The 17,917-nt window shown below is 59.6% G+C and carries 21 protein-coding genes; 14 read left to right on the top strand and 7 right to left on the bottom strand.

Translation table 11 applies throughout. The features are described from left to right. Together KM031_RS02090 and KM031_RS02085 are read left to right on the top strand one after the other, a co-directional pair. Positions 1-597 (top strand): hypothetical protein, encoded by a 597-nt coding sequence (locus KM031_RS02090; RefSeq protein WP_215504029.1) that lies wholly within the window; start codon positions 1-3, stop codon positions 595-597. A 14-nt stretch (positions 598-611) separates the two neighbouring features. After that, positions 612-863 carry a hypothetical protein gene (locus KM031_RS02085; protein ID WP_215504030.1) on the top strand — a complete coding sequence of 84 codons (252 nt, stop codon included), beginning with the start codon at positions 612-614 and terminating at the stop codon, positions 861-863. Between the two features lie 551 nt (positions 864-1,414). Here the strand turns inward: KM031_RS02085 and KM031_RS02080 are convergent. Beyond that, positions 1,415-1,759, bottom strand: a complete 345-nt coding sequence (locus KM031_RS02080; RefSeq protein ID WP_215504031.1) for a ribbon-helix-helix domain-containing protein — start codon at positions 1,757-1,759, stop codon at positions 1,415-1,417. Positions 1,760-1,873: 114 nt separating this feature from the next. On the opposite strand from KM031_RS02080, the gene KM031_RS02075 reads away from it, so the two are divergent. The 7 genes from KM031_RS02075 (at position 1,874) to KM031_RS02045 (ending at position 6,904) form a co-directional block, all read left to right on the top strand. Further along, positions 1,874-2,170 carry a hypothetical protein gene (locus KM031_RS02075; protein ID WP_215504032.1) on the top strand — a complete coding sequence of 99 codons (297 nt, stop codon included), beginning with the start codon at positions 1,874-1,876 and terminating at the stop codon, positions 2,168-2,170. After that, a complete protein-coding gene (locus KM031_RS02070; RefSeq protein ID WP_215504033.1) occupies positions 2,167-2,346 on the top strand; it encodes a hypothetical protein in 180 nt (59 codons plus the stop codon). The genes KM031_RS02075 and KM031_RS02070 overlap by 4 nt, the downstream gene beginning before the upstream one ends. A 306-nt stretch (positions 2,347-2,652) precedes the next feature. Then, positions 2,653-2,994, top strand: coding sequence for a hypothetical protein (locus KM031_RS02065; RefSeq protein ID WP_215504034.1), 342 nt, complete (start codon positions 2,653-2,655; stop codon positions 2,992-2,994). 881 nt (positions 2,995-3,875) lie between these two features. After that, positions 3,876-4,184 (top strand): helix-turn-helix domain-containing protein, encoded by a 309-nt coding sequence (locus KM031_RS02060; RefSeq protein WP_072244762.1) that lies wholly within the window; start codon positions 3,876-3,878, stop codon positions 4,182-4,184. Then, complete coding sequence (locus tag KM031_RS02055) at positions 4,181-5,089, top strand: reverse transcriptase family protein (protein ID WP_215504035.1); 909 nt, start codon at positions 4,181-4,183, stop codon at positions 5,087-5,089. The genes KM031_RS02060 and KM031_RS02055 overlap by 4 nt, the downstream gene beginning before the upstream one ends. A gap of 185 nt (positions 5,090-5,274) precedes the next feature. Further along, positions 5,275-6,333: a ParA family protein gene (locus KM031_RS02050; RefSeq protein ID WP_215504036.1), complete on the top strand. Its 1,059-nt coding sequence runs from the start codon at positions 5,275-5,277 to the stop codon at positions 6,331-6,333. Further along, positions 6,317-6,904 (top strand): hypothetical protein, encoded by a 588-nt coding sequence (locus tag KM031_RS02045; RefSeq protein WP_215504037.1) that lies wholly within the window; start codon positions 6,317-6,319, stop codon positions 6,902-6,904. Before KM031_RS02050 ends, KM031_RS02045 begins: the two co-directional genes overlap by 17 nt. A 1-nt stretch (position 6,905) precedes the next feature. On the opposite strand, the gene KM031_RS02040 is transcribed toward KM031_RS02045, so the two are convergent. Further along, positions 6,906-7,418: a hypothetical protein gene (locus KM031_RS02040; RefSeq protein WP_260692058.1), complete on the bottom strand. Its 513-nt coding sequence runs from the start codon at positions 7,416-7,418 to the stop codon at positions 6,906-6,908. Between the two features lie 419 nt (positions 7,419-7,837). Here KM031_RS02040 and KM031_RS02035 point away from each other — a divergent pair, with 419 nt between their 5' ends. Genes KM031_RS02035 through cysE form a run of 4 tightly spaced genes read left to right on the top strand, consistent with a single transcriptional unit; the run spans position 7,838 to position 11,266 of the window. Next, positions 7,838-9,412 (top strand): baseplate megatron protein TIM-barrel domain-containing protein, encoded by a 1,575-nt coding sequence (locus KM031_RS02035; protein ID WP_215504039.1) that lies wholly within the window; start codon positions 7,838-7,840, stop codon positions 9,410-9,412. Then, the gene (locus KM031_RS02030) at positions 9,352-10,095 is read left to right on the top strand and encodes a GTA baseplate fiber-binding domain-containing protein (protein WP_215504040.1); all 744 of its coding nucleotides are present in this window, start codon (positions 9,352-9,354) and stop codon (positions 10,093-10,095) included. Before KM031_RS02035 ends, KM031_RS02030 begins: the two co-directional genes overlap by 61 nt. Positions 10,096-10,100: 5 nt before the next feature. Beyond that, positions 10,101-10,397 (top strand): DUF7742 family protein, encoded by a 297-nt coding sequence (locus KM031_RS02025; RefSeq protein WP_215504041.1) that lies wholly within the window; start codon positions 10,101-10,103, stop codon positions 10,395-10,397. A gap of 59 nt (positions 10,398-10,456) precedes the next feature. Further along, a complete protein-coding gene (gene cysE, locus KM031_RS02020) occupies positions 10,457-11,266 on the top strand; it encodes a serine O-acetyltransferase (protein ID WP_215504042.1) in 810 nt (269 codons plus the stop codon). A gap of 75 nt (positions 11,267-11,341) precedes the next feature. On the opposite strand, the gene KM031_RS02015 is transcribed toward cysE, so the two are convergent. The 5 genes from KM031_RS02015 to KM031_RS01995 form a co-directional block, all read right to left on the bottom strand. Further along, positions 11,342-12,652 (bottom strand): pyruvate dehydrogenase complex dihydrolipoamide acetyltransferase, encoded by a 1,311-nt coding sequence (locus KM031_RS02015; RefSeq protein WP_215504043.1) that lies wholly within the window; start codon positions 12,650-12,652, stop codon positions 11,342-11,344. A gap of 8 nt (positions 12,653-12,660) precedes the next feature. Next, positions 12,661-14,040: a pyruvate dehydrogenase complex E1 component subunit beta gene (locus KM031_RS02010; RefSeq protein ID WP_215504044.1), complete on the bottom strand. Its 1,380-nt coding sequence runs from the start codon at positions 14,038-14,040 to the stop codon at positions 12,661-12,663. Between the two features lie 11 nt (positions 14,041-14,051). After that, positions 14,052-15,041: a pyruvate dehydrogenase (acetyl-transferring) E1 component subunit alpha gene (pdhA, locus tag KM031_RS02005; protein WP_215504045.1), complete on the bottom strand. Its 990-nt coding sequence runs from the start codon at positions 15,039-15,041 to the stop codon at positions 14,052-14,054. 182 nt (positions 15,042-15,223) lie between these two features. Further along, positions 15,224-15,520 (bottom strand): FtsB family cell division protein, encoded by a 297-nt coding sequence (locus tag KM031_RS02000; RefSeq protein ID WP_215504046.1) that lies wholly within the window; start codon positions 15,518-15,520, stop codon positions 15,224-15,226. 168 nt (positions 15,521-15,688) lie between these two features. Further along, positions 15,689-16,618, bottom strand: a complete 930-nt coding sequence (locus KM031_RS01995) for a class I fructose-bisphosphate aldolase (protein WP_215504047.1) — start codon at positions 16,616-16,618, stop codon at positions 15,689-15,691. Positions 16,619-17,024: 406 nt separating this feature from the next. Here KM031_RS01995 and KM031_RS01990 point away from each other — a divergent pair, with 406 nt between their 5' ends. Then, the gene (locus tag KM031_RS01990; RefSeq protein ID WP_215504048.1) at positions 17,025-17,885 is read left to right on the top strand and encodes a calcium-binding protein; all 861 of its coding nucleotides are present in this window, start codon (positions 17,025-17,027) and stop codon (positions 17,883-17,885) included. The last annotated feature ends 32 nt before the right edge of the window (positions 17,886-17,917 follow it).

The raw sequence follows: 17,917 nt of genomic DNA, 5'->3' as shown, positions 1-17,917 counted from the left end.
ATGAACATTGCCGAGAAGATCGCAGAACTTGCGCCCAAGGTCGCGGCCTTTGTTGCCCGCAACCGGCAGCCACGTCCTCTTACCCAGGACGAACGTCGCCTTGCCGTCAGTGACCCCGAGAAATTCGACTCCCTGGTCCAGTCCCTCCAGGCCGAGACGATTGAGTTGATCCGCGCAGAGGCGGCGCACGGTGTTCTCCAGGAGGACTTGGCCCGCGAACAAGCTGCCGAACGTGCCCGCCAGGCTGCAATCATGGTCGCTGAACGCGAAGAACTTCTCGCCCTTCGGCATGAAGCTTCCCTTGAGGTCGATGCCGCTCTGGCCGACGCGGACGCAAGCCTGGTCAGCTTTCAGGAAATCAGCGCCAAGATCGCCAGCCTGGACCGCCAGTTGGGTGAGGGCGACCGGAACCGCGCGTCCTACGGCATGATGGCCTTGGGTCTCAAGCGGTCGATCCGGGACAAGGCGCCTGCATTGTGGAAGCTGACTGGTGGTCGCATGACGGGCCAGGGTTCCAACAACGGGCTGAGCGATATGTCTCGCCCCGCAAATTACGATTTGGCTGCCCGGCTGGGCGAGCCCGATCCCCTCGGTTGAAAGGACAATCCACCATGAACGACAAACTTGAAGCGCTTATTGCCAAGCACGCAGGCGAACAGGACGTCCGCAAACGGGCGCACTCCCTGGTCAAGGATGCTGATGGCCTTCTGGACCAGATGGCCAAGGACCACGCTGCGGAGACTGGTGTCAGCTACTTTGACGCCTATGAGCATGTGACCTCGGTGGACGCCATCGGCAAGTCGCTGTTGACCCACCGGGAGGAAGCGGCTCGTTTCGTGGAAAGCGCCCCCGTGCTCGACTGAGAAATTCGCATCAGCAACGCCGCCCACCTCCAGAAAGTGGCGTTGTTGTAGGTTCCCCCGCTTCTCTCCGTGGAGGCGGGTGCGGACCATGGAGACGGCCGGTTGGCCTGGCGGGAATTCGGTCGTCTCCACCAATTTGGACACGTCCATCTGCCGTGGGGTATCTCGCCTCCTTTTCAGCGGCGGGTGGACGGATAGAGGCCCCTCGGCATTGCCAGTAAGGGTGTGTCCTCGGGGCGGGTTGTCATCCAGCCCGTCCGCAAATTCCCGGCTCCTGGTTGTCAAGCGCCATGGTCGTCGGGATACCTGGGCGCGGCGTTGCAGGTTCGTCGCGTCCAGGACCATCTTCCCGTGTGGCCTGGCGTTCAGGTGTTGCGCATGGGCTGTGCGGGTAAAGGCGAAGGCGTCAGGGTCAAACCTGGCGCCTTTCTGCTTTTCGGCGTCATAGGATTATCAGTCCTGTGATGATGGAAGTTTAATGTTTCCGGGCCAGGGTGTTGACCAGAACTCTCTGGCACGAGGTCCGAACCGGGCCCGTTTGCCACCAGTTTTCAGGGCCACTTTGCCGCAAGCTTTGCCTCTCGATCGGTGGGCACGGCTTCCCCCTCCTTCCTCAAGGTCATTCGATACCACGCGATCGATGCCGCAGAGGCGTTGCTGTCGGGAAAGAGCTTGTGCACGTGGGCCAAGGTCTGCTGGTTGGTCGCGCCGGCCCGGATGGCCTCCATCGCAACTTCCCCGATTGTCCGATGCGGGCGGATCGTCAGCGCCGAGGCCAGTAGGTCCCGCACGGCGTCACTGATCGTCTTGCCACGCTCCTCTGCGTGCTTGGTCAACGCATCAACCATCTCGTCGGGAAGAGCCACGTTCAACTTTTTCATGAGAATTTGTGCCATACCTATATATTTCGCTTGCGCCCGGCCGATCCAGTCTCTAGAGATTGTGACATCGCCCCTTATAAGGTGACTAGACAGGAAAACGATCACAATTACTGAATACATGGAGAGACTATGGAAGTCAAATCTGTCGGGGTCATCCCGCTCAGCGACAAGAAGTCTGGATGCTACCTCACCGACGTTGAAAAGGTGGCCATTGCAGCCCTTGCCATGGGCACCACCAACGCCGGGGCCATCAATTCCCTTACCGGGTTGAAGAAGAATGACATCAAGACGCTTTTGTGCATTCTTGAGGAAAATGGGTGGGACATGCACAACGCTATCGCTCGGGTGTGCGTGGAACGGCAGCACAACCTGACCTATAATCAAGACGCCTATCCCATCCTGCGAATGAAGGGAGTTGTGGCATGAGCCAGGATCAAATCGACATCATCAACGCCCGTTTCAAGACCTGCACCGAGCGCCTGCGGTTCTGGATGAAGTTGGAGCCCCAGGCTGACTGTAAACGGTATGCTGACCTCAGCGGCTTCAAGAATGAGCGCGTGGTTGCCAGCGTTATCTGCAAGCAGGGGTTGCGCAAGCACTAGGCTTCCCCGGCTATGATCCCAAAGACCGGCGTCTCACAGGGTGCCGGTCTTCTTCGTTCTTGATAGTGGCAAGCTGTCCGAACCGGCACATCGGCCCGACCCGGATCATCCCCCGGCTTCGTGTCCTGGTTACCAGGGCTTTCGGTGGCCGTGCACCTGGCACTATCAGGCAGCCCGATCCGAGCGCCTGAAAGTCGAAGCATTTAGTGAGCGGGAACGGTGGGTTAGGGGGCGTTCGAGGTTCTGCCCACGCGACAGGATAGCTCTATCAGGTCGCTGTGGCCTGGTGGAACCTGGAGACTGACCATGACCATGACCAAGAAAACCTTTGAGAACGCTGTGTCTGCTGTCCTCGCGGGCGCTGATCCTGACCAAGATGCAGATCAGGTGCTGACCGAAGCGGCCACCCCGACCGAGAAAGTGGAAGCCACGCCTGAACCGAAGGCCGAGAAGAAAGAGACCATCGGCAGCGTGGTTGCTGAGTTGGTCATGGACGTGACCCTTTCCTACGACATGATCGTCAACCTGATCCATGCCCAGTTTGACAATGCCTCCACGTCTGCAAGGTCGGTTGCGTCCATCGCTGCCCGCCTGCGGAAAACGGGCGTGGACGTTCCCCACCGTCGCAAAGCCAAGGCTGCTGAATGAGGCTGCCCTACCTTTTGCTGAACAGGGTGGATCGGCCGAAGGAACCCCTGTCCGAAACTGCAAAGAGACGGGCGAGGGCATTGGCTGGACAGGCCAAGCGGGCAAGGTTCGAAGAAGCCTTGCGGGAAGAAATGGCCACCATGACTTCCCTGCGGGAGGTCATGACGACAAGAGAGCCAAAGCGGCGATGGCCCATAGCAGCCGAATGACAATCAGAGGCCCGCTTCGGCGGGCCTTTTCGCTTGTCGGTCAGCCCATATTGAGCCTACGGGTCTGAGCGGGGCGCTAACGCCCTGATATTCATTCACTTTCGGGCTAGACAACGTGTGATCCTGACATTCACGCCAAACCGAGCTACGACATTTTGTGGTTAAGTGATCGAATGAGCGGACTGAAATCGCTACAGGCGAACTTTCTTCTTGCGTTGGCGACCGAATCTGCTATCTAGGCTACAGTGTTCAGGCGATGGATAGCGCCACAGGCTGACTGGTTCACCAGTCGAGGAGGCTTCGGTCTCTACCCACTTTGGGGGCAGCGGCGATCGCGCGCGAGCGATGCGATCGGCGACGACTTCCGACTTAAGGCCGCAGCGCACGTTGCGGCACGGGGATACCTGGGGGTTACCGTTTGCCCACTTTGCCTCTTGGGGTCGGCGCACAGCCATCGGGTTGTCCGGTGGTGATGCCCAGGAGGATGCTGAAATGGGAACCAATGATCCCAAGAAGCCCCTGAACACCGGGCAACGGGTCCGTCGTTGGTATCGGCGTGTTCTTCGGAACAGGTCGATACTCTTGGCCGCGTTTTGGATGGTAAATGCCATCGCGAAACTGGCGCGGTTCTTCTTCGACGGCCCCTAGGTGTTCATTGTTTGGAGGGAGAAAATGCTGAACAAAGCCCTGCGCCTTGTGAGGGTCTATCATGACCTGTCACAGGTCGATGCCGCTGAGCGCTTGGGCCTTTCAAAATCCTACGTGTCTGAAATCGAGAAGGGCGACAAGAACGTCTCAATGGCCACGCTTCAGAAGTATTCCGACGCCTTCGACATTCCCATGTCCTCCTTGCTTTTGTTCGCCGAGAAGGTGGAAGGGGCGGGGAAGGCCGAAAATGTAAGGGTGTTCGTCGCCGACAAGGCAGTGAAGATGCTGGACTGGGTGGCGACAATTTCGGATTACAGAGGGTCTGAGCGATGAGCTACCCCCGCAACCAGTCCATTTTCTACAAGATCACCAGTCCCCAAATGCTGGCGGACCGGTTGCGGGTAACGCTCGATGAGCTGAACGAGCTTTGCGCAGCAACGGACAACTACAAGAGATGGACCGACAAGAAAACCGGTCGGCCGATCCAAGAACCCAAGCCGAAGCTGGACAAGGTGCACAAGCGCGTAGCCTTGCTTCTGGCCAAAATTGACACCCCAGATTACCTGCATTCTGCAATCAGGGGGAGGTCATACATCACCAACGCTAGCGGGCATTCTGTGGATGCGGGCTGCGTGAAGATCGATGTGCGGAAGTTTTACCCCTCCGTCCGATCGCAGGCAGTCCACCACTTCTTTCTGGATCGAATGCTTTGCTCGGGAGACGTCTCTGGCATTCTGACCAAGTTGCTCACCGTAGATGGTCACTTGCCAACTGGCAGCAGCTCCAGCCCGATCCTTTCCTACTTTGCCTACGAGGACATGTTCGACGCTTTGGCCAAGCTGGCGGCCACAAAGGGTTGCGTGATTACTGTCTACGTTGATGATGTTGTGTTCACTGGCATAGGTGCGACCAGGGGGCTCCTGTATGCAGCAAGGAAGATCTTTTCGTCCTATCGGCTGCACGGTCACAAGACCAAGCTGTTCCGCCCTGGCCAGCCCAGGATCATCACAGGGGTTGCTGTCACCAAAGAAGGCATGAAGCTGCCGAACAAGCGGCAGAAGGGGATTGCAGATGACTTCGCAAACTTTGATGCCCTGCCAAATGGTCGCGAGAAGCTGTTCGTCGCAAGGCGGCTAACCGGGCGCCTGTTTGAGGCAAGCCAAGTCGATCCAACGTGGCGCCCCAAGGCTGAAATCATGGCCGCTGAACGGGATGCGCTGCAACGCTACGCCAACTAGGCACATCGTTTTGGCCCTGGTCGAGTCCTGCCGGGTGGTCTCGGTGACTAAGCACCTGACATGCTTAAGCAAAAAGCTGTCCGAGCACCTGACTGCTTGTTGTGCGCCAAGGAAATCATCTCGATATTTCACTAGCTTAGCAGAGCAAGGCAAAGTAGTGTTAAGGCAAAGCATGGGAGACTACGATGGTGGCGGTTCTTAGCCTTTTCAACCACAAGGGCGGCGTAAGCAAAACGACCACAGCGTTTAATCTTGGATGGATGCTTGCCCGAAAGGGTAAGCGAGTGATGCTTGTCGATTGTGATCCGCAATGTAATTTGACGGGTATGGTTCTTGGCCTTGAGGATCTTGAGACAAGCGATAGCATACAAGGAATGGACGCAGGCGTTCCTCTCAATATTAAAGAGGGCTTGGTGCCTGCTTTTGAGTCGCGGCCCAGTCCTATTGTCCCTGTTCGCCTTGTCAGTATCCCCAAGAACGACAACCTATTTTTGCTACCGGGCAATATCGGTTTAGCTGAATATGAAGTCACACTTGGTATTTCGCAGGAGCTATCTGGGTCAGTTGTTACGCTTAGGAACTTGCCAGGAGCCATAAATCACCTTCTTAAAATGACTGCCGCTGAGAACAATATAGATATTGCTATTGTTGACATGAGTCCAAGCTTGGGTGCTCTAAATCAGAATTTGTTGTCTATTAGTGATTTCTTTATCATACCAATGCACCCTGATTATTTTTCCAATATGGCGGTCAAATCACTCGCAAATGTTATTCCCAAGTGGAAGTCTTGGGCTGATGCGGCTGCTAGTACGACAGCTCTTAAGGATGCCGCTTACCCCTTTCCAGACGTGAGCACTAAGTTCATCGGCTACGTCGTTCAGAAGTATCGGCCGAGAGCAAAGGCGCCATCACGAGCGTTTCAGTCTTGGATTGACCAGCTCGAAAGTAATGTGAGGGACACTCTTCTGCCCGTCCTTAGCAAATCTGGCTTATTGTTGCCTCAGGAAATTTATGCAGCGGCAAATATTGATCCATCTATTCCAATTCTGCAGATGCCCGACTTCAACTCACTTATTGCGTTTTCTCAAGAGCATCAAGTTCCAATTTTTGAACTAACTCCAGACCAACTAAAGCAGGTTGGCAAAGTTTTGGAAAACACCCAAGGTTCCCAAGAGGATTTTTTGCGTTTGTTCGATGAATGTGCTGACAAAGTGATTGCGGTGCTGAATGCAGCAGGCACTTGACGCTTTCGAGCAGGCAATGGTTAGGGCAAGGGAGCTTCATGGGTTACATGCTTCTTTGTCAGCTCAACTTACTGCGGCCGTTGATTTGTCTGATATATTGAGATCAGAGATTGTAATGGCGGTAAGCGCCTTTGATTTTTTTATTCATGAGCTCACTCGTCTTGGTATGCTGGAGTGTTATGGCGCCATTAGAAATCGAACTGATGCCTTTAATAAGTTTCCAATCCCTATTGGTGTGATGATTGGTGTAACTCCGGCTACTCTGGAAGCGGAGATACGCAGCCGACATGGGTATGTTTCATTTCAGCAACCTGATAAAGTGGCTGACGCGGTTCGATTGTTTAGTCCAGTTTCGTTGTGGGTTGAGGTAGGTGCAAGTGTTGGTGTGGATGCCAAGACATTGAAGACTAACTTTGGTCTTATTGTTGATCGGCGGAACAAAATTGCACATGAAGCAGATATTGACCCATCATATCCAAATCAGAGATGGCCTATTGACCGCGCTCAGGTCGAGTATACGTTTGATTTAGTTGAGCGTGTTGCAAGGGCGATTTTTGCGGTGACAGTATAGTTCACCTTTGGGGAATGTTGACCCGACTAGTCCAGTCCAGTCTGTCACTTTTGGTCAAGTTGTCGGCGGCCCATAAGGGCTGTAAGTTCTTCCAATTGAAGCACTCTCGCTGGGCATCGGGACACGTCAGGTCGAACGATGCACAGGGGCGAACGTGATCGATGTGCCACAAGCCTTGGTTGGCCCAGCTCATGCCAGGCTGAAACTGGCGTTCCAGGTGGGCCATAAGATGCTCTATCGTGCAGCCGACTAGCTCCATGGTTTTCGCGCCTTTCCGTGCCCCATCGTTCTTCAAGGCGTCGCCAACCCGAACCCGCAACTTGTTCGCTATCTGGCGATGGGGGTTGGCCTTGTGGTGCTTCCGTGTGGCCGCCACGTGTTTTGCTCGGCCTTCGGGGGTTGAAAGTAGTTGGCGTGAGGTTTCTCGCCCCCGCTGACGTTCGCGTTCTTTTGCTGCTGCCTGGCGGTTAAGCTCCAGTAATTCCTGCTGCGCCCTCTTTTCGTCACGCACCATCTTAAGCCTTTGGGTGCGTCGAACGGACTGCCGTGTTGCCAAGTCGCTCCACTTCTTCCCAATTGCATCTCGGGCCAAAAGTGCTAGCGGCAGGGCCAACCTCTGAGAAGTGCGGGAAGGAACAAGGCTGACAAACTTCTCAGCAAACTCGCTGAGGCTTTCTACCCCTTCGAGACCGGGCACGATGCTTTCTAGGGTGGGTAGCACGTTGTTACCTGCACAAAGGGAACTTCACCTGATTGTGCTAGGGAGGACTGCAAACCTAAACCATTGAAGAAGCTGAAGAATGGATTTCTGTCGATTTAGGGTCTCAATTGAGTTTCTCGGGTCTGGCTGACAAAATGGCAAGCCGAAAAACACTAATAAAACAACACTTTAAGTGCTATCTGGCCTCGATTTGACTGGGCATCGACAATTACATGCCGCTGGCCGATTGGCGCGATGGGGAAAGCCATGCCGATGCCGCATGGGGCAGCCTTTACAACCTCGACTATCTGAAGGCCAATGTGGCGGGCGGCGAAGGCTTCGACTGGTATTACGACAGTGCCGAGGCCGAAATCCTGCAACGCCGCAAACCCATCGAGGATGGTGCCCATGGCGAGCCCTGGGTGTTTCGTTACAAGGATATCCGGTCCTGGTGGTCGGAACTGCACCATGATCGGATTGGCGGGGTGCGCTCTGCTGTGGCGACCGCTTGGGTGCCCGGCTCCAAACCTGTGCGCTTTACCGAATATGGCTGTGCCGCCATCGACAAAGGCGCCAATCAGCCGAACAAGTTCCTCGATCCCAAATCGTCGGAATCGGTCTTGCCCAAGTTTTCCAGCGGGCGGCGCGATGATCTGATGCAGATGCAATATCTGCGGGCCATGCGGGAATATTGGAGTGATGCGCGCCACAACCCGGCCTCTGCCCTGTATGACGGGCGGATGATTGACATGGCGCGCGCGCATGTCTGGGCCTGGGATGCCCGGCCATTTCCGGCCTTTCCCAACACGGTTTCTGTCTGGGCCGATGGCGACAATTATGCCCGGGGGCACTGGCTGTCTGGCCGGGCGAGCGGTCAGACGCTGGCCGCAGTTGTGGCCGAGCTCTGCGACCGGGCCGGGCTGCACAGCTTTGATGTATCGGCCCTGCATGGGGTGGTGCGCGGCTATCACATCTCAGATCTCGGCACGGCGCGCGCGGCATTGCAGGCCTTGATGCTGGCCTATGGGTTCGAGGCGGTGGACCGTGACGGTGTTTTGCAGTTCAGGATGCGCGACGGGCAGGTTACGGCCCGGATCACCGATGACATGCTCGCTCTGTCCAACGAACTGAGCGGCGCGTTCGAGACCTCGCGGACTGCCGAGGCGGAAATGGCCGGGCGGGTGCTGATTGGCCATATCGAAGCCGAGGGCGATTTTGCGCTGCGGCAGGCCGAGGCGCAATTTCCCGGTGATGCCGTGCCGGGCGTATCGCAATCCGATCTGCCGCTGGTGCTGACCACCGCCGAGGGCATGTCGATTGCCGAACGCTGGCTGGCCGAAGCGCGGATCGCCCGCGACACGGCGCGGTTCGCGCTGCCGCGTTCGCTTTGCCATCTGGGGGCGGGCGATGTGGTTGATCATGCGGGCCAGCGTTATCGCATCGACAGGGTGGAGCAGGCCGAGGCTTTGCTGGTTGATGCGGTCCGCACCGAGGCGGGCATCTATCGCCCCAGCGAATATGAGGAAGAACGCATCGCCCCTCGCAGTTTCATTGCGCCGCTGCCGGTCTATCCGGTGTTTCTGGATCTGCCGTTGATGACCGGCGACGAAGCGCCCCATGCGCCGCATATCGCGGTTGCGGCAAAGCCCTGGCCCGGACGGTTGCGGTCTGGGCCGCCTCCGAGGATGCGGGATATGTGTTCAACAAGCTTGTTGCCGCCTCTGCCACCGTCGGGCGGACAGAGACAGTGCTGGCAGCGGTGGCACCGGGCCTGTGGGACAGGGGGGCACCGCTGCGGGTGCGCATGACGGCAGGCCAGTTGTCCTCCGCCTCGCAGGCTGCGGTGCTGAATGGGGCGAATGCGCTGGCCATCGGTGATCCGGTGATGGGTGTCTGGGAAGTGTTCCAGTTTGTCACCGCCACGCTGGTCGGACCTTCCACCTACGAGCTGTCGCTGCGCCTGCGCGGCCAGTTGGGCACCGATGGCGTCCAGCCACTGGAATGGCCGATCGGCAGCCAGATCGTGCTGCTGGACAGAACCCTTGTGCCGCTTGAGCTTGCGCCCTCGGCGCGCGGGCTGGACCGGCACTATCGCGTGGGTCTTGCCTCGCGGGGCTATGATGATCCGGCGGTGGTGCATCGGGTGCGCGCCTTTGCCGGTGTCGGCCTTCGGCCCTATGCGCCCGCCCATCTGCGTATGCAGCCCGAAGGCGACGGCCTCCGCTTCGGCTGGATCCGCCGCACCCGGATCGACGGTGACAGTTGGGAAGGTGCGGATGTGCCACTGGGCGAGGAGCGCGAACAGTATCTGGTCCGCGTTATGCGCGATGCGACCATTCTGCGCGAGATCACGGTCTCGACCCCGGTCTGGCACTACAGCGCGGCGATGATGGCCGAGGATGGGGCGCCGGATGGCATAGCGATTGCCGTGGCGCAGATATCGACCAGCTTCGGGCATGGTCCGTTTCGTGTGCTGCCCATCGGGCTCTGATCCACATGCGGCGCATCCTGCCCGGAGATCTTCAGGCCGCCGCACGGGTGGTGCTGGCCGCCCCTGCGGCGGCACGCCCGGCTGTGGTCGACCGGATGCTGCAAGAGGCCCATTTTGCGCATCACTATGCCAAGCGCTTTGGCCGGGCCCATCCGGTCTGGGGCAATGGCAGCCTGCTGGCGCGGGCCGCCGTTCTGCCGCAGCGGCAAGAGCCGTGCTGGGCCGATCCGGCCTATCTGGACGCCATCGCCCTGACAATTCAGCGTCTGCTGCACTGGTATGGGCGCCGTGATCCGGCTTGAACCGCTGGCAGAACGGCGTATCTGCGCTATAATAGCCGAAATATCTGCGGAGAGCGAAGATGCCCGAAGTCAAACAGAAGGTGATGCCACTTGATCCTGTCTGGTCGCGGGTCTGTGACGAGGCGGTTGCGGCCATTGGCGTTGAGCCTTTGCTGGGCGGTCTGGTCCATTCCAGCCTGCTGCATCATCCGACGATGGAACGCGCGATGGCCTATCGCTTTTCGCTGAAACTCGCCTCGGGCGAGATGAGCGAGCAGATCCTGCGCGAGATTGCCGACGAGGCCTATCAGGCCGATCCCGAACTGGGGCAATCGGCGCGGGCCGATCTGATGGCGGTCTATGACCGCGATCCCGCCTGCCACCGCTACCTGCAACCGATCCTGTTTTTCAAGGGATATCAGGCGGTTCAGGCATATCGGATCGGCCATTGGCTCTGGACCTGCGGCCGGATTGATCTGGCCTATTTCGTGCAGATGCGTGTGTCCGAGGTGTTCGGCGTCGACATCCATCCCGCAGCGCGGCTGGGCAAGGGCATCATGATCGACCACGCCCATTCCATCGTGATTGGCGAGACGGCGGTGGTCGGTGACAACGTGTCGATGCTGCATTCGGTGACGCTGGGCGGCACCGGCAAGGAGGATGGTGACCGCCATCCCAAGATCGGTGATGGCGTGCTGATCGGAGCTGGGGCGAAGGTGTTGGGCAATATCCATATCGGCCATTGCTCGCGAATCGCGGCGGGGTCGGTGGTTCTGCAAGACGTGCCGCCCTGCACCACCGTCGCGGGCGTTCCGGCCAAAGTGGTGGGGGAAGCGGGGTGTCCGCAGCCCGCCGTGATGATGGATCAGGTGATCCGCGGCTGCGACTGAACCAAAGCGCAGCGCCATGAAAAAGGCCCCGGAGCAGATGCTCCGGGGCCTTTTTCCATTCTGCTGCAGGCCGGTTCAGGCCAGCATGGTCATCGGGTTTTCAAGGTTGTCGATGATCGCCTTGAGGAATTCTGCCCCCAAGGCCCCGTCGATGACCCGGTGATCCACCGAAAGCGTCATGCTCATCATCGTGGCCACGACCACCTCACCCGCCTTATTGACCACCGGCTTCTTGATGCCCGCGCCAACCGCCAGAATCGACCCATGCGGCGGGTTGATCACGGCGTCGAAATTCTCGATCCCCATCATGCCGAGGTTCGAGATGGCGAAGCTGCCGCCCTGATATTCGTGCGGGGCGAGCTTCTTGGTTTTCGCGCGGGTGGCCAGATCCTTCATCTCGGCCGACAGCGCCGACAGCGACTTCTTGTCGGCATCGCGCAGAACCGGGGTGAACAGGCCACCGTCAATCGCCACGGCCACCGCCACATCCGAAGGCTTCAGCCGCAGCATCCGGTCCCCGGCCCAGACGGCATTCGCCGCAGGCACGGCTTGCAGCGCCAGCGCGCAGGCCTTGATGATGAAGTCATTGACCGACAGCTTCACGCCGCGCCCTTCCAGCGATTTGTTCAGTTGTTCGCGGAAGGCCATCAACGTGTCCAGCTGCACTTCGCGGCGCAGATAGAAATGCGGGATGGTCTGTTTTGCCTCGGTCAGCCGCGCCGCGATGGTCCGGCGCATCCCGTCCAGCGGCACTTCGGTAAAGGCCCGATCCGCATACATTTTCAGCACAGTCTCGGTCGACGGGCCGGTCGGTGCCGCGGCGGCGGCCACCGGGGCGGGGGCTGCCGCCGGGGCGGTAACCGGGGCCGCTGCTGCTGCCACTTTCGGGGCTGCGACAGTGCCTTCCACATCGGCCTTCACAATGCGGCCATGCGGGCCGGAGCCTTTGACCGCGCTGAGATCCAGCCCTTTTTCCGCCGCGATGCGCCGGGCGAGGGGCGAGGCGAAGACACGCGCGCCTTCGGCCTTGGGGGCCGCAGCAGCGGGTGCCGCTGCAACAGCCGCCGGGGCCGGGGCCGAAGCAACCGGGGCCGCCGCTGCCGCCGCAGGGGCCGGAGCCGCCACCGCCGCATCGGCGCTTTCGCCATCTTCCAGCAGCAGGGCGATGGGTGTGTTGACCTTCACCCCCGCCGTGCCCTCGGCGATCAGAAGCTTGCCGATCACACCTTCATCAACGGCCTCGAACTCCATCGTTGCCTTGTCGGTTTCGATCTCGGCGAGGATCTGGCCTGATTTGACCGTATCCCCTTCCTTGATCAACCATTTTGCCAGCGTGCCCTCTTCCATCGTGGGCGAGAGCGCGGGCATCAGAACTTGAACAGCCATGTCACACCTCAGCGATAGCAGACGGATTTGACGGCTTCGACAACTTCCGCCGTCGTCACCAGAGCGAGTTTCTCAAGATTGGCCGCATAGGGCATCGGCACATCCTTGCCCGTGCAGTTGATCACCGGCGCATCGAGGTAATCGAAGGCGCGCTCCATGATCGTGGCGGACAGGTGGTTGCCGATGGAGCCGACGGGGAAACCTTCCTCGACGGTCACGCAGCGGTTGGTTTTCATCACCGAGGCCAGAACCGTATCGTAATCAATCGGGCGCAGGGTGCGCAGGTCGATCACCTCGGCAGAAATCCCGTCTTTCGCCAGCAGATCCGCCGCTTCCAGCGCATAGGTCATGCCGATGCCGAAAGATACGATGGTCACATCGCTGCCTTCGCGCCAGACGCGGGCCTTGCCGAAGGGAATGGTGAAATCATCCAGCACCGGCACTTCGAACGACCGACCATAGAGGATCTCGTTTTCCAGGAAGATCACCGGGTTCGGATCGCGGATCGCCTGTTTCAGCAGGCCTTTCGCATCTGCTGCCGAATAGGGCATCACCACTTTCAGGCCCGGAATCTGCGCATACCACGCTGCGTAATCATGGCTGTGCTGTGCGCCCACGCGGGCGGCAGCGCCATTGGCCCCGCGGAACACGATCGGCGCGCCCATCTGGCCGCCCGACATGTAGTTGGTTTTCGCCGCCGAGTTGATCAGGTGGTCAATCGCCTGCATGGCGAAGTTGAAGGTCATGAACTCCACAATCGGGTTCAGGCCGCCCCAGGACGCGCCCACTGCCAAACCGGCAAAGCCATGTTCGGTGATTGGCGTGTCGATCACCCGTTTGGCGCCGAACTCGTCCAGAAGGCCCTGGCTGATCTTGTAGGCACCCTGATATTCGCCGACTTCCTCGCCCATCAGGAAAACCGTGGGGTTTGCCCGCATCTCTTCGGCCATGGCCTCGCGCAGCGCCTCGCGCACGGTCATGGTTTTCATCGCGGTGCCTTCCGGCCAATCCGGCGATGCTTTCGACACAACCTCGACCGGGGCCTTTGCCGCCGCCGGTGCGGGGGCCGCCGCCGCCGGGGCCGCAGCTGCTGCTGCTGCTGGGGCAGGCGCCGCCGCCGCTGCCGCAGGTGCATCGGCGCTTTCGCCCTCTTCCACCAGCAGTGCGATCGGCGTGTTCACCTTCACATTCGCGGTGCCTTCCGCGACCAGAAGCTTGCCGATGATGCCTTCATCAACCGCTTCAAACTCCATCGTCGCCTTGTCGGTCTCGATCTCGGCCAGAATCTGGCCGGATTTCACCGCATCACCCTCTTTCACCAGCCATTTGGCCAGCGTGCCTTCCTCCATCGTCGGAGAAAGCGCGGGCATGAGAACCTGAATTGCCATGTCTTTCCCCCTTACGCGTAGATATCGGTCCAAAGCTCGCTGACAGGCGGCTCCGGGCTTTCCTTGGAGAATTCTGCGGCCTCGTTGACGATGGCCTTGATCTCCTTGTCGATGGCTTTCAGATCGTCATCCGAGGCCAGTCCGCCCTGCACCAGCAGGTCGCGCACATGCTCGATGGCGTCCTTTTCATCCTTCATTTTCTGCACCTCTTCGCGGGTGCGGTATTTCGCCGGGTCAGACATCGAGTGGCCGCGATAGCGATAGGTCATCATTTCAAGGATATAGGGGCCTTCGCCCGCACGGCAGGCCGCCACGGCCTTTTCAGCCGCCGCTTTCACGGCCAGCACATCCATGCCGTCCACAGCTTCGCCCTTGATGCCATACGCCGCGCCACGTTCCCACAGCGAGGGGGATTTGGTCGAGCGTTTGACGCTGGTGCCCATGGCATATTGGTTGTTTTCGATCACGAAGATCACCGGCAGATTCCACAGCTCTGCCATGTTGTAGGTCTCGTAGACCTGGCCCTGGTTGGCCGCCCCATCGCCGAAATAGGCGAAGGTCACGTTGTCATTGCCCAGATATTTGTCGGCGAAGGCAAGGCCTGCCCCCAGCGGCACCTGCGCGCCCACGATCCCGTGGCCGCCGTAGAAATGGCGCTCCTTCGAGAACATGTGCATGGAGCCGCCCTTGCCCTTGGAATAGCCACCGATGCGCCCGGTCAGTTCGGCCATGACACCCTTGGGGTCCATGCCGCAGGCCAGCATATGGCCGTGATCGCGGTAGGAGGTGATGCGCTTGTCGCCCTCTTTGGTCGCCGCCTCAAGGCCCACGACCACAGCTTCCTGCCCGATATAAAGGTGGCAGAACCCACCGATCAGGCCCATGCCATAAAGCTGGCCCGCCTTTTCCTCGAACCGGCGGATCAAAAGCATCTCGCGGTAAAATTTCAGAAGCTCATCTTTCGAGACATTCGGTCTCTCTGGTGCCTTCTTGGTGGCCATGCGGCTCCCTCCCGTGGTGGCAAAATAGTTCAGCGTTAAACTATCTTCACTTTATCGGAGAAATAAGGAGTCGCGCAAGACTTTCCTCCGCCGCGCTGCGGCATGGGCCTTGGATTTGCGCAGGCCCAACGGCAGGCCAGACCCGGTGCCGGGCGCCTGATCTTCGCGGTATGAAAGGGGGATCAGCGGATGACGATCTCGTCGGCGCGGATATAGCCCAGAACATCGCGCACCTGCTCATCCAGCAGGTCGATGTCCAGATAGGCATCCGACAGGCGCAGTGTGCGGTTCTGCAATTCCGCCAGCTCTTTTTGCAGCCGGTCACGCTCGGTCCGTAGCGCATCGGCCTCGGCATTGATCTGCACGCGGCGGAACACGCCGTAATCGCCCTGCACGGCCGCAAAGGTGAAATAGCCGCCCAGCGTCAGCGCGAGGGCGAAAATCATCAGGCTGCCAATGGAGGGGCGATGTGCGGTCATATGCGTCTCTGCCAGTGCCGCGCCGCGATCATCGGGCGGGGTCCGCACACTATGGCATGGCCGAATCACAATGTGAATCGGGAAAAAACGTGAGGAATCCAGAAAGTTGCAGATTTCTGCCGCCCGAAGGCGGTTCAGGGCGGGGAACCCCCGCCCTGAAGGCCAGGATCAGGCCTTGCCTTTGTAGATGTCGACCAGCTTGGCCAGCATGGCCAGCGCATCGCCGCGTTCGCGCTGGAACGAGTTGCGCCCGATGATCGAGCCGTTGCCGCCGCCGTCACGGATGGCGCGGGCATCGTCATAGACCGAGTCTTCGCCCTTCTTGGCCCCGCCCGAGAAGACGACAATCCGACGCCCGCCGAACGAGGCATCCATGCAATGCCGCACACGGGCGGCCTGCGTGGCGATGTCGATGTTCTGCGCTTCATAGACCTTCTTGGCCTCGCCCAGCATCAGGTGATCGGTCGACAGCTTGATCTTGATGATATGCGCACCGATCAGCGCCGCAATCTGGGCCGCATAGGCGGCCACGTCGATGGCGGTCTCGCCGTCCTTGGTGATGGCTTCGCCGCGCGGATAGGACCAGATCACCGTCGCCACGCCCTTGGCCGCAGCCTCGCGGCGCATCTCGACGATTTCTTCGTACATGTCCAGTTGGCAGTCCGAGCCGGGGTAGATGGTAAAGCCGATGGCAGCACAGCCAAGGCGCAGCGCATCATCGACCGAGGCGGTGACCGCCTGATTTTTGCCCGCGCCATCGCTCATCAGCGAGTTTGCCGAGTTCACTTTCAGGATCGTCGGGATCTGGCCTGCAAAGGTATCCGCGCCTGCTTCCAGCATGCCCAGCGGGGCGGCATAGGCGTTCAGCCCGGCGTCGATGGCCAGCTGATAGTGGTAATGCGGGTCATAGCCGACCGGATTGGCGGCAAAGGTCCGTGCCGGGCCATGCTCGAAACCCTGATCGACGGGCAGGATGATCATCTTGCCGGTGCCGCCCAGTTTGCCTTCCATCAGCATCCGGCAGAGGTTGCCTTTCACACCGGCATTCTCGCCTTCGTAATTGCTCAGGATCTTCTGCACCTGCTTGGTGGCCCGCATGTCGGATGCTCCTCATCTGTTTGCACTGCGCAAGGCCGCAAGGCCTTTGGCCTGCCACTAGTGCCGCCCTGAGCGTCGCGCAATCCTGTTGGCGCTAACAGTCTCCGCGATCCGCAAAAATGTTGTGACAAGGCCGGAAAATCACCGCATCAGGCATCATTCCGCCGATCTCCGGTCCGCAGTGGCTCCCGCCCGAATCATGCGTTTGTCGGCGCCGCCGCCCCCGCGCATTATCCGCCCTGCGGGAACAACCGGGTATCTGCACGGTGGATTGTCGCGCGCGCCGTCAGGCGGGGCGGGCCGCTATCGCAAAATCTTGACGTCGCGCGCGAGGCCCCCTTAATGATTTGTTAATCTTGGTTTTCACGGACCCTCGGTCCGGGATCTTTCCTGTAAGGAGATTACTGTGTCCACACTTGACGCCACCCGGAACATCAAAAAAGGCATTGATCTGTCGGCCTTTTTCGACGGCACATTCGGCCCGGTCTCGGCTGACGATGCCGGTCGTCTCAGCCTCAGCTTTGCGGGCAAGCGGCTTGCGCTGACCGGCGATTACACCTTTGAAAACGGCGTGGGAGAAGGCACGGTCACGGCGGCGCAGATCACGGTGTTCGGGCAACCCATCCTGCGCATGACCAGCGCGCCGATTGATCTGGCCGATTTGCTGGATTTTCTGGAAGGTGCCTCGGGTCGCGCGTTCTTTGCGGAACTCTTTGCGGATGCCGACCGGATGTCGGGCACCAAATGGCGCGACAATCTGCAAGGCTTCGGCGGCGATGACACGCTGAACGGTGGCGCTGGCAATGACACGCTTGCGGGCGATGGCGGCGCGGATCTGCTGCAAGGCGAGGCCGGGCGCGACCTGCTGGAAGGCAATCGCGGCAATGATACCCTGATTGGCGGCTTCGCGCAGGATACGCTGATGGGCGGCACCGGCAACGATCAGCTGCGGGGCGGCGGTGGCGAAGATCGGCTTGACGGCGGGTTGGGTGCTGACCGGCTGCGCGGCGGCGAGGGCACGGATTACTTCATCTTCTCTGGCAAGTCCGGCGCGGATGTCGTGACCGACATGACCGACGAAGACCGCCTCATTCTGGGGGCCGAATATTGGGAGGGCATGGAGACGGCTCAGGACGTGCTGGAGGCCTATGCCGTCACGCGCGGCGGTAGCACCTTCCTCGAACTGGATGGCAATTCCATCAAGATCCTCGGCTGGACGGATATCGACGCGTTGGCCTCGCGGCTTGGCACGATGGATCTGATCTGACCCGACCCTAAGAAACGTCAAAAGACCCGCGC

It is taken from the genome of Gemmobacter fulvus (assembly GCF_018798885.1).
Taxonomy (GTDB): domain Bacteria; phylum Pseudomonadota; class Alphaproteobacteria; order Rhodobacterales; family Rhodobacteraceae; genus Gemmobacter; species Gemmobacter fulvus.
Note: the sequence above shows the minus strand (reverse complement) of the source record. Positions and strands in the feature narration are given on the sequence as shown.